Below are 16,368 nucleotides of genomic sequence, written 5' to 3'. Positions count from 1 at the left end.
TTTCAGATTTTATGTTCGGGTAATTTTATAAAAAAAGTACTGCCTGTTCCCACTATAGATTCAACATTAACAGATCCACCAAGCATATTTACTGCTTTTTCTACGTTAGCAAGGCCTATACCGGTTCCTGGGTACTTGTCTTCGCCATGCAGACGTTGAAAAACATTAAATATTTTTCTCCAATGTTCCTGAGGAATACCAATTCCATTATCTGAAATTCTAATAAGATAGCCTTCATCAGTTGTCTCAAAACCAATTGTGATTTCCAAATTGGTATCGGTTCGACGATAGTGAATTGCATTGTCAATCAAGTTAGTAAATATCTGTCGCAAAAGAGTTTCATCACTATATATATGGGGCAGTTCTGGTGGTATATTTAATTTTCCATTAACGTCTCTTAATTGCTTTTCGAAATCGATATATATACCATCAAGAATTTTTTCAAATGAAATGGAGCGTATTTCTAATGATTTCCGTCCAAGCCGTGAATAGCTTAGTAAATCGTTGATTAATTGTTCCATACGAATACTGGATTCAAGAATGTAACTCATGTATTGCGTTCCTTCTTCATTAAGGGAACTACTATGACGCGTGGAGAGTATTTGTGAAAAGCCGTAGATAGCGCGAAGTGGTGCACGCAGATCATGTGAGATGGAATATGAAAATGACTCGAGTTCTTTGTTGGCATCCGTAAGTTGTGCCGTTCTTTCATTTACACGTTGTTCGAGTTCGTTAAAAAGTTTTGCGTTTTCAATGGCAAGTGAAATTTGTGCCGATAAGGATTCTAATAATTTTAAACTTCGTTCTGAAGGTTTTTTATCGGTTCGTGTAAATACGCATATAACACCCAGACATTTATCTTTTAAAACAAAAGGATAAGAAGCATGAAAATTAATTTCTTCACTTTGTAAACCTACTCGTTTTGAATAGTTAAATACAGCTTCCTGGTTAATAAGTATTAATGAACAATGATCATTTGCGCAATTTCCACAGAGGCATTCACCGACTTTAATTTTATTCTGAGTAAGGTTATTAACTGTTTCGTTTGATGTTTTTCTATGTGCAATCAATTTAAGGGTATTGTCGGGCTCCAGAAGACATATTGTTCCCCCTTCTAAGTCGACTATTTGAAGTGCTTCATCTAAAATTTTATTGAGCAACACTTTCAGATCAGAGGTGCTCGTGCTTGTAACTATAACCCTATTGATTGTTTTAAGTTCATCGTTTGTAGTTCTAATTTCTTCTTCGTATTGTTTGCGTTCTGTAATATCCTGAATGACACCCAATAACCTAAAAGGTTTACCATTTTTATCTCTTTCAAGTTCAGCTAATGCCGATACGATTTTTTGCGATGAACCATCAGCAGGTTTTATTGAGAATTCAATGTTATATTTTTTATCGTTTTCAATTAAATCATGAGTAGCTCGTCTTAAAATATCAATATTGTTGATACATTTTGTAATTAGATACTTTGGCAATTCACCAGGGACAGGCTCGAACCCATATATTTTTTTTGCTTCTCCGGAAGCCCAAACAATATCGCTTCCAATTTCCTGTTGCCAATACCCAAAATGTCCGATTTCCTGTCCTTTCTTTAGTCGGGATTCATTTATTCTAATTTTCTCTTCTGCTTTCTTACTTTTTGTGATATCATGAAAGAAAATAGACAATCCCTTTTTAGATGGGTATATACGGTTTTCGAACCAGAGGTCGTAAGGTTCGTAATATTCTTCCAGGTATTGAACCTCTTGCGTTTCAAAAGCTTTGTGATAGGTGTGGTAAAATACTTGCCCAACACCTTCGGGAAATTCGGTCCAAATATGTTTGCCTATGATTTCGTCTGTATTTCGATTAAATATTTCCCCAGCTTTTTTATTCATATAAGTATAACACCAATCGGTATCAAGGGAAACAAAAGCATCGCTAATACTTTCTAGAATATCAGTTAGATTATATGGTATTTCTTTTCCTTTGGTAAATTTAGTCATGCTTGTATCTTTTTCTATAATAGTATCAGAGTCAGACGAAACAATATCCTTATTTATGTGCGGCTTTTAAGTAAACCGATTAAAAACAGACCATAATGTTCTCATCATTCTTCCCATTTAGATATTTTTTAATCCTATGGATACTATGACCTACCAAATTAACTAAATAAGTCTTATCAATCAAATATTAGATTTTGGATTAATGTGATCGTAACTAATGATTAAAATAATTACATGCAATTTGAATCTAGAGGCAGTCAGAAAAAAATGAAAGAGTGGCTTAAGTTGATATGCGCTGTAGGGTAAATAAAATGCTAACGGACCATGAGGTAATACCGCGTGTGCGATTGTGGATACCTGAGGAGGTTTGTTTCAGGACGAGACATACTAATAGATGCTAGCTAGACGGGTAAATGAGACATTTAAAGTAGTTTCTACTGGCAAAACGCTGGTTCGCCATAAAATAGCTGCAGGATTATTAGTATTGAGTTCTTGTGTACCAGGTAGCTCTTGTGAATTTACTCGGCTGAATTCAAAACCTGTACTTATTCTTATCCACCCAGGTGTTTATAAAGCAAATTCTGCCATTCTTACTGATGTATTTGTCTGAGAAGCACGGCTTATAGGTTCCCGGAATTCACTACACTGTGGGAGAGTAATACCGTAATCCTGACGCAGGAATGTATTGAGCAATACTTCAATTCTCCCTTTACAGTCACGGTTAACATAACACTAAAATAAAGGCGACACACACTCACAAACACCCAACAAAAACCTCAAAGTCAATAATTTACAAAAACCAAACGCAACCTTATATGTTTTATTGCATCTTAGAATCAAATCTCAATTATAAATTCTATATTTAGTTAACAGAGGGATTATATTCAAAAAAAACGTGAAAAGAAATCAAAATTTATTTATCATTAAATTTTAAACAAATGAAACATGTTTTACTATTTACTTTGATATTATCAATGGTTCTTGTCTCCTGTAATCTGTTTGATTCTGGAGAAGAACAACCAGCTCCCCAACCCTTTCCCGAAAACATGGAATTGGAAGCTAAGTCTGTTATCGCATCCAATAATGGATTCGGGTTTGATCTATTCCGTAATCTGTACCAGGATGATTCTTCTGACAACATGATGATATCTCCCATTAGCATCTCTCTTGCTTTGGCCATGACATACAACGGAGCTGAAGGAGAAACGCAAACTGCATTTGAGAACACCCTCCATTTCACGGATCTCTCACGCTATCAAATCAATACCATATACAAAAAACTTCAGAACTACTTAAAGAGAATTGATCCAAAGGTTCGAATGAATATCGCCAATTCGGTATGGAGCAAACGGGGAACAATGGTTGAAGAAGAATTCAAAAATAATATCAAAGAATTTTATGAAGCAGAATTTCGTATTGAAGATTTCTCCAATCCTGCGACCTTAGATGCCATCAACGATTGGGTAGAAGACAAAACAGAGGGGGAAATTCAAAACATTTTGGGTAAAATTGATCCTAATGCGTTCATGTACCTAATCAATGCTATCTATTTTAAAGGTGAATGGGCGAAACCCTTTGACATTAAAGATACTTACCCTGGGGATTTTACAGATGAAGAGGGAGTAATATCCAGAGCCAACTATATGACAACAAATATGCACATTGGCTACCTAAGCAATGATCTTTTTACAGCCCTTGAATTGCCCTATGGTAACAAAGACTACGCCATGGTCATCCTTTTACCTAATGAAGACAAAAAGATAGCCGATATAGTTGATGAACTTAATGACGCCAACTGGAACCAATGGATGAATGCATTTTTAAGACCTGAATTAAACGTGCATCTCCCAAAATTTAAATTTGAATATAAACAAGAACTAAATGATGTTCTCATTCAATTGGGGATGGAAAATCCATTTTCGGGAGCTGCTGATTTTACAGGAATAAGTAAAGATGTACCATTAAGAATCTCAAGTGTAATTCACCAGTCTTTTATTGAGGTGAATGAAGAAGGAACGGAAGCTGCAGCTGCAACAGTAGTTGTGGTAGGTGAAACATCAACAGGACCACCAAGCACTATACACATTAATAAACCTTTCGTCTTCGTCATAAAGGAAAAGCAAACCAATTCCATCGTATTTATGGGCAATGTTAAAAAGCCATAAGTATTGGATTCAATCTAAACTTCTTCGTTTTAAAATAAAAAAAAAATCCACGTAAGAATCAACTTACGTGGATTTCAATGTATATTTCTTTCTAAACTAAAACGCCCATCTGCTGTTTCAAATATTCATCATATTTTACCATTGTAGGCGTAATAAATTCGTGAACCACGGTGTGAGGTTGAATCATATTTACAATCTCCTTTACACGTTCAGTTTGGAAAGGAAGATGCTGATCGATTTTAAGCACATGATTACGAGCAGAGCTGTACTTATCTCCATGAGATAGGTTAGCCCAATCGGCTAGTAAGCCTTTTCTAATTTGCTGCAACTGGTATTCTCCCGACAGGCTCAAGTTTAAATGCATAGATTGAATACGTTTTCTGACATCAACGGAAAGTTGGCTCAGTTTTTCCAAAACAAAGTCCACAGCCTCATCCTCACAACGCAATTTCGGATTAGTATTCATTAAGTGCCCCGTATCCAAAACCAAATTCCATTTATCGAAGTTCAGTGAAGCTGCAAAATCATCTGTCAATGATGAACTTCCAAAATTTAAGCCTGGCCACCAAAGATTTTCAACTCCTATTACACAAGGCGGCTCACCATTGGAGAATTCTTGAGCAGTACGATTCATTAGCTCTGCAAAGTTTTTTAAGACTTCTTCATCGGTATAGGTAAATTCGCGAGTAAATGCATGTTCCAACTCCACATGAGCTGCATGCATCACCGCTTGTTTGGGTTGATATACAGCTGCCAATTCCCATAGTTTCTTTTGAGTCGCAATCATCTCATCTTGATTGGAACCTCCACAGCAATATTGAATATGATCAGCTGGCATAGGCGGAAAATAGGCTTTCAGCCCCTGCTCACCTTTTCGCCAAACATCTAACCAGGTAATCCAAAAAGGCAGATGAATACTCTTCACAATCTCTTTGGGAATATCATCAGATGCGGGCTCGTAGCCTATCAATAGTTCGAGACCATCAGCATCAGATTGTTCTATATATTTTTTGAGACCTTCCCAACCACCTTCTAAACGTTTTAAGTCCGAAGGATGCACCGAAAAATCTACCAAATTCTCATAAGTTATATCTACTGTTTTCATCGTCTCAAAAATAGAACATATTTCGAAGCATACCCCGTTCTGATTCAAAAAATGGCGTAAATACCTTCAAACAAAACCTATGATATTAGACTCAGATACTAAAAAATAAATTAGTCAAAAAAATCTCGTAAAAGATGCGTACTTTTGGACTCAAATTCCTATCTCTAAATAGGATTGAAATCAAGATGAAAAATACAGAGCCTGGTGAATTTCAAAAACCAGTGCCAATGTACCACATACTAAAACAAAGAAACGTGAGTTTAATTGGAAAATATGCCGATCTAAAAGTTGCCAAATTGGTTGACTTTGGCGTTTACCTACTAGGTGAAGACGATGCTGAAATTTTATTACCAATCCGATACGTACCAGAAAATACACAGCTGGACGATACCATTAAAGTTTTTATCTACCGCGACTCGGAAGATAGAGTAATTGCGACTACTGAAGAGCCATATGCTATTGTTGGTGAATTTGCTTGGTTAAGAGCTAAAGAAGTAACTAATGTAGGGGCTTTCCTTGATTGGGGATTGATGAAAGATTTGCTTTGCCCATTCCGTGAGCAGAAAATGAAAATGGAAGAAGGTCGTAGCTATTTGGTTTACGTTTATGTAGATGAAAAAACAGGCCGTATTGCTGCCACTGCTAAACTAGAACAAATAATAAGTGATTTTGATACTGAATTTACCGAAGGACAAGAAGTCAGTATCATGGTTGGTCATCAATCAGATTTAGGACACTCTGCCATCATCGATAATAAAGGTATGGGTATTCTGTATAACAACGAGATTTTTGGAGCCATTCGCGAAGGTGATGTTTACAAAGCTTGGGTTAAGAAAGTTCGTGAAGACGGTAAAATCGACCTTAGCCTTCAACAACAAGGCTACCACCTTGAGGTACCAAGAGTAGGTGAAGAACTATTTGAAATACTTCAAAAAGAGAATGGTTTCCTACCCTTAAACGACAAGAGTTCTCCTGAAGAGATTTACGACAACTTACAAATGAGTAAGAAGAACTTTAAAAAGGTAATCGGACTACTTTACAAACAACGAATAATTACCATCGAAAAAGATGGCATACATCTGGTTAAACCAGAAAAAGAATAGAGAACATGAAGAGACAATAGAAGGATGAATCATCTTATTATTGTCTCTTTTTATTACGCAACAAACTAACACAATCATGATTCTTAAAAGATTAAAATCACTGCTACTTATCGGCCTATGCTTTGCTTCAGCAACAAGTATGGCTCAGGATAAATCCGATTGGCAAAATGGTGTTCCTGAAGGCTGCACCACTATTACTGTAGGTAAAACAGCAACTTTCGATGGTTCAGTCATCACATCTCACACCGACGATAGTCACCGTACGCGTGCATGGATGTCTGTTGTTCCATCAAAATCTCACGACAAGGACAGTAAGTTCGACCTTTTCGAACGTTCAGCATACGATAGCTTGCGCATGCCAACCTATCAGCATAAAAAAATTGGTGAAATTGATCAGGTTTCTAAAACTTATCAATTCTTAAACACAGCTTACCCATGTATTAACGAAAAGCAATTAGCTATTGGCGAGTCAACTTTTGGTGGTCGCGAAGAACTGTATTCTGAGGCATGTATAATCGATTGTCAAAGACTTCAGCAATTAATGCTAGAGCGTTGCACAACGGCTCGCGAGGCAATTAAAATGGCTGATGAGTTATTAAAGAAATATGGATGGAGAGATTTTGGAGAATGTTTAACTATTGCTGATAAGCAAGAGGTCTGGCATTTCGAAGTTGTTGGTCCTGGTAAAGGTAAAGTGGGTGCCGTTTGGGTTGCTCAACGTGTTCCTGATAATCACCTTTCGGTTAATGCCAATGCTTCAACCATCAAGGAAATCGATTTGAAGAATAGCGATTACTTTATGGCTTCTGAGAATATCTTCGAACTAGCCAAAGAGAATGGTTGGTACAATCCTGCAGAGGAAACTTTCCGTTGGAATTATGCTTATGCACCTAAAAGTCGTCGTTCTATAGCATCTCGTCGTAGAGAATGGCGTGTGCTTTCAATGGCTGCTCCATCATTAGATCTTGATCCTACTGCAAAAGATTTTCCTTTCTCAGTAAAACCGGATGAGAAGGTAAGCATGGATAAATTGGTAGAAATCTTCAAAGATTACTACGAAGGAACTCCTTTCAACTTTGTGAAGAATATCAAACAAGCTGATAAGGATGGCAAAGAAGCTATCTCTCCTTTTGCAAACCCTTTTATGCCTTACGGTATGAATCGCCTTTTTGGGGTAAATGGTGGCTGGGGTGAACTTGGCGAGCGTACAATCGCACGTTGGTACACCATGTATGCAACCATTATTCAATGCCGTAGCTGGATGCCAGATGATGTAGGTGGTATCGTATGGTTGGCTCAAGACAATGTTGCCACTTCAATTTATATTCCTGTTTATGCTGGAGCCACCGACTTGGCACCTTCTTATAAGGTAAAAGCTCGTCGTTTGGGTTACACTCGTAAATCAGCTTGGTGGGCTTTCAACCGCCTAAGCACACTTACTGCACAACGTTGGGGCGATATGCGTCACGACGTGGATAAGGTCTTTGTTCCTTTGCAAAAGCAATATTTCGAAGAGCAAGCTAAAGTCGATGAGCAATACTTATCACTTAGCAAGCGTAAGCGTCGTACCTTCCTAACCAATCGAAGTATCGATCTTGGAACCGAAGTAGTTGAAAAAGCTTGGGAAATTGGTGATGGTCTTTGGACAAATTATGACGAGAAGTTTTAATTCTCTTCCATATAGAATAAAATACAAAAGCAGCTTTCGGGCTGCTTTTTTTTTATATGCAAAAATATAGTCGCTCCTGCTGATTTGCAATCAGCAGGTTTGGAGTTAGGGATTTTTAATCCCCCAGATAACAACTGTCAATATTTAGAAATAGATCTAAGAATCGGATACTTTATTTATAATCCCCATGCCTGAAATTTATAAGCTAATCAGAATAGAATCAATAATTCTTCTTTAAAATGTTGAATGTTACCAAGACGATTACAAATCGCCGACTCAATAATCCCAGATAACATATCTGGGACAGCTATAAAGATTTCGGATTGCTTATTTTATAGAAGTATATCGCTCCTGTTGATTTGCAATCTGCAGGTTTCGAGTTGGGGATTTAAAATCCCCAAAATTCAAATTAAAATAACATCAATTAAGCCTTTCTCATCTACGTAATTAATAGCAGAACTGTATTTATAATCATTAGCATTCTCAACAATCTCAGCTTTAACTGGATTGTCGTGAATGTATTCTAATTTTTGCAATAAAAATTCTGAAGAATGAATCTCTTTAGCTTCATTTCCATCCTGCCAAAATTTATAGGTTACATTTTTTTTGAACTTCCCTGCAAACTTGAAACGATCCAACATCCATTCTCTGCGGCTTTCAGGATTTTCAAGCATCGTTTTAATAATTTGTTTACTTGTAAATTTCTTAAAATCCCTCAGTATATCAGACAAGTTGATGTCTTATTTAGATTGCACTATTAAATGCAAATGGTTACTCATTAAGCACCAGCTATAAATAATCAACCCCTTCTCTTTTTGACAAAATATTAAAGAATCGATGATAATATGCTTATAGACCGGTCGTGTAAATACATCAACCCAATCAACAACAGTCAATGTCAAAAAATAAACATAACCGTCAGATATTTTATTTCTAATTCCCATACCTGAAATTTATAAACTAATCAGAATAGAATCAATAGTTCTTCTTAAGAATTTTTCATAACGATAAAAGCGATTATAAATCGCTAACTCAATAATCCCAGATAACATATCTGGGATAGCTTTGCAGCTTTCGGGCTGCTTTTTTTTATGCCCTATAAGCACTACATTTTGATCCAATATGTAAGCTTTAAATTATCAATATATTTTATTAAATTAGTGATATTCAAAATCAAACAAGATTAATCAAAACCCACTACACGATGAAAAAACTTATTTTAGCTGCAATCTGTTTCGTATCTGTATGCTCAATTTCATTCGCTCAGGATGATATTCAAAAGGAAAAAGAAAGCATTAAAAAGGTCATACAAGATGCTTACGTTGATGGTCTGTGTAATAATGCTGATGAAGTTGCTGTAAACAAAGGCATTCATCCAGGCTTTACTCTAATGGGTGCAGGAAAGGGTAACACCATGTGGAAACACCCTATTTATAACTGGATTGAAAGTGCCAAAGAAGGCAAAAAAAAACATAAATATGCTTTCCAGGACGAATTCACCACCATCAAATTTTTGTCTGTTGATGTTACTGGAAATGTATCCATTGCCAAGATAGAATTCTATGAAGGTGATGAGAAAAAATTCATAGATTACCTATCGCTTATCAAGTTTGAAGATGGTTGGAAAATAGTAAGCAAGATATTCTATGCCATTCCTAAGGAGAAGGAAGATTCAAAATAATACCCTATCTAATTTCTAGATAAACGAGCAGCTTTCGGGCTGCTTTATTTTTATGGCATTGAATTCATCATGCACAATTATCTCAGTCCTAATTGTCAAAATTTAAACCTCTAAAATAAGACACCCAGGTCTTTTTTATTCTCTTTAGTATAGTTACATTCACATTAAAGATTAATAATATTAAAAATAAAAATGATGAATAAAATATACACACTCCTATTCGCCCTAGTGATCTTCAACTTAGGACTTAAAGCACAAAGCATTGTTACTGACAGACCCGATCAAACTGAATCATCGAGCACTGTTCCTCTAAAAAGTCTACAGATTGAGACTGGTATCCTGTTTGGCAATTATGACAATGGATTAATCAAACAAACTTTAATTCCGTCGACATTATTACGATATGGACTTACAAAAGGCATCGAACTTCGATTTGTTCAACAATTCGAAAACATTAAAAATGATGTGACCTCACAAAGTGATTTTGGTATTAGTGATTTGGAAATTGGAGCCAAGATTCAACTATTTAAAAAAGAAGATATCAATACCGAGATCGCTTTTCTATCTCACTTGATACTACCTAACGGATCAAATGGTCTAACAAATGACAAATTTGGTACTATCAATAAACTTGCAATCTCACACGAACTAAGCGATAAGTTGGGGTTAGGCTACAATGTGGGATACGATAATATGGGAGAAGGCAAAGGTGATTTAACTTATTCTGTTGCTCTTGGTATTGGACTAGGTGAAAAGTTTGGAACCTATCTCGAACTTTATGGTGAACATGCCGAATTTTCGAATTGGGGAACAAATTTTGATTCTGGTTTAACCTACCTTATTAAAGATAATCTACAATTAGACGTCTCCTTTGGTTTGGGATTAAATCACGACATGCATTATTTTGCACTTGGTTGCAGCTGGAATATTGGCAAGATCTAAATCCTCCATAAAAAGCTTCCCTATTAAATAGAGCCCTTTTCTATACAATTATTTGTAAAGAATAGGGCTTTCTTTTATCTGCTTAAAATTTCAGTAAGCATCCCACCTTCTGTTTGCAGAATAAAAGCTATTTTTAGCTTCTCTAAAAAGCTAATCATTTAAACACAATAGACATGAATAAACGAGGATTTGCCAGCGACAATTTTTCAGGTGTTTTACCAGAGGTAATGGAAGCCATTCAAAAGGTTAACCATGGTCATTCTATGGCCTATGGAGGTGATCAATATACGGCATCTGCCATCGAGAAATTCAAGCAATTGTTTGGTGAAGACATCGATGTTTATTTTGTTTTAAATGGCACCGGAGCTAATGTTATTGGCTTATCAACTTTAACTGAGTCCTGGAATTCAGTCATTTGCCCATCTACAGCTCACATACAGGTTGACGAATGTGGTGCCCCTGATAAGTTTACAGGTTGTAAGTTTATTCCTATTGAGGTTACTGATGGTAAACTAACACCTGAGTTAATAAAAACGCAACTTCACGGTTTTGGTTTTGAACACCATTCACAACCTAAGGTTATTTCAATCACACAATGTACAGAGTTGGGTACTGTTTATACACCCGAGGAAGTTAAGGCAATTTGCGATTTGGCACATGAGCACGATATGTATGTGCATATGGATGGTGCCCGATTGGCTAATGCAGTAGCGAGTTTAGATCTTGATGTGAGAGAAATCACTAATAATGCAGGTGTTGATGTTTTAAGTTTCGGTGGAACAAAGAATGGGATGATGCTGGGTGAGGCAGTTATCTTCTTTAATCCGGAGCTTTCAAAAAATGCAAAATACGTTCGTAAGCAGAGTATGCAACTTTGTTCAAAGATGAAATTCATTGCCTGTCAATTCGAAGCTTTATTGACAGATGATCTTTGGTTAAAAACGGCTCGTCATGCCAATAAAATGGCTGAACTTCTGGAATCAGAAATTCGAAATATTGAATCGATTAAAATCACTCAAAAGGTCCAAACCAATGGTATATGGGCTATCATCCCTAAGGATAAAATCGAAAAACTTCAAAACGAATATTTCTTTTGGGTTTGGGACGAACACGCTGGCGAAGTCAGATGGTTGTGTTCTTTCGATACCACAGAAGAGGATATTAAAGGCTTTGTTGCTTTACTAAAAGAACAACTTAGCTAATCACAATTATTAATTGCAAATCACAAATTGCTAAATGGCTATTCTACACGAAAATTATTCTTTAAAAGCTTATAATACCTTTGGCATTGAAGCCAAAGCCGATTACTTTTTCCAGTTTGACACAGTTGATGAACTTCAATCTTTTTTGAATGACAATCCGCTTGGTAACATCAATTATCTGATTCTTGGTGGTGGATCTAACTTACTTTTCACTGATGATTATGAAGGCTTGGTTCTACACCCTAATATTAAAGGCATGGAAATCATCGAAGAGAATGATGATTCTGTTTTGGTGAAAGCTGGTGCCAACGAGGATTGGGATGAGTTTGTAGCTTGGGCTGTATCAAAAGGATATGGTGGGATTGAGAACTTATCTAATATTCCGGGAGTTGTTGGTGCTGTTCCTGTCCAAAACATTGGAGCATACGGTGTCGAAGCCTCTCAGGTTGTTGAAAAGTTGGATGCCATATCATTAGAAAACAAGAGACAAGTTGAGTTTCAAAACTTCCATTGTGAGTTCGACTATCGCGATTCAATCTTTAAAAATGAATACAAGAACGTTTTTATTATCACTCATGTTTATTTCCGATTGAGTAAAAAGCCAGAGTTCAACATAAAGTATGGCGCTATTGGTAAAGAACTTGAAAACTACGATGAAGTTAATCTAAAAAACATCAGAGAGGTTATTATCAAGATCAGAGAATCAAAGCTACCCGATCCAGAAGTGATTGGTAATGCAGGTTCTTTCTTTAAAAATCCGATTATTGAAACCCGATTTGCCGAGAAACTTTTAGCGAAATTTCCTGACTGTCCAAACTACGAAATGGATAGCACACATATCAAACTGGCAGCTGGCTGGTTAATTGAACAGTGTGGCTGGAAAGGAAAACAAGTTGGACAAGCTGGCGTACATAAAGACCAAGCACTCGTTCTTGTTAATCTAGGCGATGCGAAAGGTTATGAAGTACTTCAACTAGCCAACGATATAAAGAAATCAGTTCTATTCAAATATGGCGTCAAACTTGAAATGGAAGTCAACGCTATTTGATGTGTGGATGCGGTGAAATGCTAATTTGTTGATGTTCTACAAAATGGGAACAGAATACATTCTTTAGATCAAATAACAAAATACAAAAAGAGTGATTAGTAATAATCACTCTTTTCTTGTATAGCCCTTTTTAACCTTTATATTTTATTTAAAAATACGCTGTAAATTCAGTGCACGTTGGTATTTAGCGGCATTTTTGTTGTGCTCTCTTAGGCTACGAGCAAAAATATGGTAACCATTAAATTTCGGACTCGCACAGAAATATATGTATTTATGATTTTCACAGTTTAAAACCGAATTCAATCCTGATATGGAAGCTTGACGTATTGGTCCTGGAGGTAAACCTGCATATTTATAAGTATTATAAGGTGATTTGATAGTCTTATGCTTATTGAGCACTCTACGCATTGTAAAATCGCCCCATGCAAACTTCAGAGTTGGATCCGCATCAAGCTTTATACCTCGCCTTAAACGGTTCACATAAACACCTGCAACGCGGGCTTTCTCATCGTTCTTAATCGTTTCCTCATCAACAATTGAAGCTAAGGTACTCACCTCAATAGGGGTCAGGTTCAGCTCACTTGCCTTTTTCATCCTATCAACATTCCAGAACTTCACGTATTCCTTATACATGCGTGCTGTAAATAACTTGGGAGACAGATTCCAATAAACCTGATAAGAGTTGGGAATGAAAAGTCCAATAATCGTTTCTGGTTTAAAACCATAAGGCTTTAAGTTAGTCTCATCCTTCAAAAAATTCAGGATACTTAGAGAATCAGCCTCAATTTGACGACCAATTTTCCCAGCAAACTCTTCCAGAGTACGAGTATTATTAAAGGTTAAATTAATGGGGGTTTGATTCCCTGATCGTAAAATATTAACCAGGTTATTATTACTAATACCATCTTCAATTCTATATCGTCCCGATTTGATTGATTCACCATAATGCTTCTTATTCATCACCCACTCCAGAGAAGATAAATTATCAACACTATTGCTTTCCTCGAATATATGAAGAACAGATGCCATATCAGCCCCGGATGGAATATGAATAAACAATTCTGTTTTCTCACCCAAATCGATATTAGATGAAAAGATATTACGGTAATATTTCAGTAAAACTGTTCCAACAACAACAAATAAAATAAAAATGGCAATCAGTCCATATTTTAATTTTTTCGATTGAAGTTTCTCTAGTCTAAATAGGTTGATCATATTTCTTAGGTTTCGGGTCGTGTGCTTATCCACAAATTTATACAAATAATTAAGTTTATCAATAAAAACACGATTTCAGGCCCATAGATTTTAAACAGAAATAAAGGCAAAGTATAGGTGTAAGTTTTCAAAAAAATTATCTTTGGTTATCGATAAAAAAACGACAACTAAAAAAACACTCAATATGAAAATCAATTCAAATTTTGATAGTGGTAATATCAAGGTCATAGATTGCACCACTCCTTCAAATATTCAATTAGAAATTAACAAAGACACGAATTCTGATTTCTTTCAATGGTTTCACTTCCGTTTGCAAGGCGCACAAAATCAATCTTGTAAAATGCGTATTACAAATGCTCATGAAGCATCTTACCCTGATGGGTACAAAGGTTACTCAACAGCTGCATCATACGATAAGGAAACTTGGTTTAGAGTGCCTAGCTCATTCGATGGTAAAGAACTAGTGATTGAACATACGCCAGAATTCAACTCTGTATTTTACGCTTATTTCGCTCCATATAGCTACGAACAACATCTTAATTTGGTTCACAATGCTCAACTTTCACCAGAGTGCGAACTCGTATCAATAGGTGAAACAGTTCAAGGACGCGATATCGATATGCTTATTGTTGGAGAAGAATCTCCTGAAAAGAAAAAGATTTGGGTGATTGCACGTCAACATCCAGGCGAATCGATGGCAGAATGGTTTATGGAAGGATTCATTGCAAGACTTCTTGACGAGGACGATGCTGTATCGAGAACTCTATTGAGCAAAGCCGTCTTCTATATTGTTCCAAATATAAATATCGATGGTAGTATTCTTGGAAACTTAAGATCGAATGCGGCTGGTGCCAATCTAAATCGTGAGTGGGCTGAGCCAAGTCTTGATTTCAGCCCAGAAGTTTATCATGTTCGCAATATGATGGATAAATATGGGTGTGATTTAAATATCGATATTCATGGTGATGAAGACCTACCTTACAACTTCATTTCAAGCATAGAAGGTATCCCTTCTTATGATGAGAGATTGAAAAATCTTTTAGAAAAATTCACCGGTTCATGGAAGGCCTCATGTCCTGATTTTCAAGACACTCACGGCTACCCAAAGAACGAACCTGGCAAAGCTAACTTAGCAATTTGTTCAAAACATATTGGCGAACGATATAAATGTTTATCTTTGACGGTAGAAATGCCATTTAAGGACAATAATGATCTACCAGACCCTGAATTTGGATGGTCTCCAGAACGAAGTATTTCATTCGGAGAATCAATATTACACCCAATTTTGCAGGTGGTTGATCAATTAAGATAAGAAAATATATACACTCTGTATATTACTCAGAAAATGCCACATCTATGCTTCCTTGATGTGGCATTTTCGCTTTTTAGCCTATTTGCAAATCATCTTCCACACGATATAGCGCAAATCTCTGACTTTGGGTTTATATTAAGACTATCTTAATCAATCCAATTCCATTAGTACAATACTTTGCATCATATCCCAACCCTTGCGATGTTATTTTGTTTTCTATTACAGATCAGATTGAATCTCTAAACTGGAGAAATGTTTTTAATAAAGATATGACTGATCTCATCCTCATCAGAATCTAGAAAATCCAGATCTAAATCGTCAAACTCATCTTCTTCAATATCATCGTCAGCCTCATGACGGATCTTCTTATACCCACAGCTGGAATAAAATGAGTTGAGTCTTTCTTGTGCTTTATCGTAATTTTTGTCATCGGTAATTCCTTCAAAACCTATAGGAAAACTATTAAGAGCTACATAAGCACAAGTCGACTTGAAATAGATATCTAAACTATTTAATACATATTTACCATAACCTTTACCTCGATATTTCTCTTTAATTTCCAATCGACTGACAAGCAAAACATTTGTATTAAAGCTATCTCCCACAAAATCTACTATCTTATCATCTATCTTTTCATAGGTATCATTTAATATAGCAGTACCCACTGCAAGAGATGAAGAAGATTTATCAAAGGCTTCCATTAAAGTACAATAACCCGCTTCGAAATTCAAGTCATACATCTCTAAACAGATAGAACCGATCTGTATTTCATCTAAATCATAATTATCAAATTCATCATCTGATTTGATTAATATCTTGCCTGAATACGTAATCATATTGGGATGAGAAGCATAATCTACATCTAACAAATGCGAAAAACTGTATTCGATTCTAACATTTTCGTTCATATATTCTATTCAATATTTTTATTGAGATGC

14 protein-coding genes are annotated in these 16,368 nt (G+C 36.0%); 9 read left to right on the top strand and 5 right to left on the bottom strand.

Annotated elements, in window-relative coordinates:
• Positions 1 to 2 precede the first annotated feature (2 nt).
• Positions 3 to 1,988: an ATP-binding protein gene (locus ACXR6G_RS08470; protein ID WP_458360984.1), complete on the bottom strand. Its 1,986-nt coding sequence runs from the start codon at positions 1,986 to 1,988 to the stop codon at positions 3 to 5.
• A gap of 394 nt (positions 1,989 to 2,382) precedes the next feature.
• Between ACXR6G_RS08470 and ACXR6G_RS08465 the strand changes: the two genes are divergently transcribed.
• Positions 2,383 to 2,598: a hypothetical protein gene (locus ACXR6G_RS08465; RefSeq protein ID WP_458360983.1), complete on the top strand. Its 216-nt coding sequence runs from the start codon at positions 2,383 to 2,385 to the stop codon at positions 2,596 to 2,598.
• A 328-nt stretch (positions 2,599 to 2,926) separates the two neighbouring features.
• Positions 2,927 to 4,153, top strand: a complete 1,227-nt coding sequence (locus tag ACXR6G_RS08460; RefSeq protein ID WP_458360982.1) for a serpin family protein — start codon at positions 2,927 to 2,929, stop codon at positions 4,151 to 4,153.
• A gap of 91 nt (positions 4,154 to 4,244) precedes the next feature.
• Here the strand turns inward: ACXR6G_RS08460 and ACXR6G_RS08455 are convergent, their stop codons facing one another.
• A complete protein-coding gene (locus tag ACXR6G_RS08455; protein ID WP_458360981.1) occupies positions 4,245 to 5,258 on the bottom strand; it encodes a hypothetical protein in 1,014 nt (337 codons plus the stop codon).
• Positions 5,259 to 5,392: 134 nt separating this feature from the next.
• Here ACXR6G_RS08455 and ACXR6G_RS08450 point away from each other — a divergent pair, with 134 nt between their 5' ends.
• Together ACXR6G_RS08450 and ACXR6G_RS08445 are read left to right on the top strand one after the other, a co-directional pair.
• Positions 5,393 to 6,361, top strand: coding sequence for a CvfB family protein (locus ACXR6G_RS08450; RefSeq protein WP_458360980.1), 969 nt, complete (start codon positions 5,393 to 5,395; stop codon positions 6,359 to 6,361).
• Between the two features lie 76 nt (positions 6,362 to 6,437).
• Positions 6,438 to 8,030: a dipeptidase gene (locus ACXR6G_RS08445; protein WP_458360979.1), complete on the top strand. Its 1,593-nt coding sequence runs from the start codon at positions 6,438 to 6,440 to the stop codon at positions 8,028 to 8,030.
• Positions 8,031 to 8,434: 404 nt separating this feature from the next.
• Here ACXR6G_RS08445 and ACXR6G_RS08440 read toward each other — a convergent pair whose 3' ends face one another.
• Entirely contained in the window at positions 8,435 to 8,761 is a 327-nt protein-coding gene (locus ACXR6G_RS08440; RefSeq protein ID WP_458360978.1) for a hypothetical protein, read from the bottom strand.
• Positions 8,762 to 9,234: 473 nt separating this feature from the next.
• Here ACXR6G_RS08440 and ACXR6G_RS08435 point away from each other — a divergent pair, with 473 nt between their 5' ends.
• From ACXR6G_RS08435 to murB, 4 genes are all read left to right on the top strand, one after another.
• Positions 9,235 to 9,711: a nuclear transport factor 2 family protein gene (locus ACXR6G_RS08435; protein ID WP_458360977.1), complete on the top strand. Its 477-nt coding sequence runs from the start codon at positions 9,235 to 9,237 to the stop codon at positions 9,709 to 9,711.
• Between the two features lie 195 nt (positions 9,712 to 9,906).
• Positions 9,907 to 10,653, top strand: a complete 747-nt coding sequence (locus tag ACXR6G_RS08430) for a transporter (protein WP_458360976.1) — start codon at positions 9,907 to 9,909, stop codon at positions 10,651 to 10,653.
• Positions 10,654 to 10,826: 173 nt separating this feature from the next.
• Entirely contained in the window at positions 10,827 to 11,855 is a 1,029-nt protein-coding gene (locus ACXR6G_RS08425) for a threonine aldolase family protein (protein ID WP_458360975.1), read from the top strand.
• 34 nt (positions 11,856 to 11,889) lie between these two features.
• Positions 11,890 to 12,903: a UDP-N-acetylmuramate dehydrogenase gene (murB, locus tag ACXR6G_RS08420; RefSeq protein WP_458360974.1), complete on the top strand. Its 1,014-nt coding sequence runs from the start codon at positions 11,890 to 11,892 to the stop codon at positions 12,901 to 12,903.
• A gap of 144 nt (positions 12,904 to 13,047) precedes the next feature.
• Here murB and mltG read toward each other — a convergent pair whose 3' ends face one another.
• Positions 13,048 to 14,118: an endolytic transglycosylase MltG gene (gene mltG / locus ACXR6G_RS08415; protein WP_458360973.1), complete on the bottom strand. Its 1,071-nt coding sequence runs from the start codon at positions 14,116 to 14,118 to the stop codon at positions 13,048 to 13,050.
• 184 nt (positions 14,119 to 14,302) lie between these two features.
• On the opposite strand from mltG, the gene ACXR6G_RS08410 reads away from it, so the two are divergent.
• Positions 14,303 to 15,430: a M14 family metallopeptidase gene (locus tag ACXR6G_RS08410; RefSeq protein WP_458360972.1), complete on the top strand. Its 1,128-nt coding sequence runs from the start codon at positions 14,303 to 14,305 to the stop codon at positions 15,428 to 15,430.
• Positions 15,431 to 15,669: 239 nt separating this feature from the next.
• On the opposite strand, the gene ACXR6G_RS08405 is transcribed toward ACXR6G_RS08410, so the two are convergent.
• The gene (locus tag ACXR6G_RS08405; RefSeq protein WP_458360971.1) at positions 15,670 to 16,338 is read right to left on the bottom strand and encodes a hypothetical protein; all 669 of its coding nucleotides are present in this window, start codon (positions 16,336 to 16,338) and stop codon (positions 15,670 to 15,672) included.
• Between the last annotated feature and the right edge of the window lie 30 nt (positions 16,339 to 16,368).

It is taken from the genome of Ancylomarina sp. YFZ004, assembly GCF_054254355.1.
Note: the sequence above shows the minus strand (reverse complement) of the source record. Positions and strands in the feature narration are given on the sequence as shown.

What these genes read in the sequence shown, in the direction of transcription:
- ACXR6G_RS08470 (WP_458360984.1), bottom strand. Translation starts at nt 1,988, where the DNA reads ATGACTAAATTTACCAAAGGAAAAGAAATACCATATAATCTAACTGAT.
- ACXR6G_RS08465 (WP_458360983.1), top strand. Translation starts at nt 2,383, where the DNA reads ATGCTAGCTAGACGGGTAAATGAGACATTTAAAGTAGTTTCTACTGGC.
- ACXR6G_RS08460 (WP_458360982.1), top strand. Translation starts at nt 2,927, where the DNA reads ATGAAACATGTTTTACTATTTACTTTGATATTATCAATGGTTCTTGTC.
- ACXR6G_RS08455 (WP_458360981.1), bottom strand. Translation starts at nt 5,258, where the DNA reads ATGAAAACAGTAGATATAACTTATGAGAATTTGGTAGATTTTTCGGTG.
- ACXR6G_RS08450 (WP_458360980.1), top strand. Translation starts at nt 5,393, where the DNA reads ATGCGTACTTTTGGACTCAAATTCCTATCTCTAAATAGGATTGAAATC.
- ACXR6G_RS08445 (WP_458360979.1), top strand. Translation starts at nt 6,438, where the DNA reads ATGATTCTTAAAAGATTAAAATCACTGCTACTTATCGGCCTATGCTTT.
- ACXR6G_RS08435 (WP_458360977.1), top strand. Translation starts at nt 9,235, where the DNA reads ATGAAAAAACTTATTTTAGCTGCAATCTGTTTCGTATCTGTATGCTCA.
- ACXR6G_RS08430 (WP_458360976.1), top strand. Translation starts at nt 9,907, where the DNA reads ATGAATAAAATATACACACTCCTATTCGCCCTAGTGATCTTCAACTTA.
- ACXR6G_RS08425 (WP_458360975.1), top strand. Translation starts at nt 10,827, where the DNA reads ATGAATAAACGAGGATTTGCCAGCGACAATTTTTCAGGTGTTTTACCA.
- murB (WP_458360974.1), top strand. Translation starts at nt 11,890, where the DNA reads ATGGCTATTCTACACGAAAATTATTCTTTAAAAGCTTATAATACCTTT.
- mltG (WP_458360973.1), bottom strand. Translation starts at nt 14,118, where the DNA reads ATGATCAACCTATTTAGACTAGAGAAACTTCAATCGAAAAAATTAAAA.
- ACXR6G_RS08410 (WP_458360972.1), top strand. Translation starts at nt 14,303, where the DNA reads ATGAAAATCAATTCAAATTTTGATAGTGGTAATATCAAGGTCATAGAT.
- ACXR6G_RS08405 (WP_458360971.1), bottom strand. Translation starts at nt 16,338, where the DNA reads ATGAACGAAAATGTTAGAATCGAATACAGTTTTTCGCATTTGTTAGAT.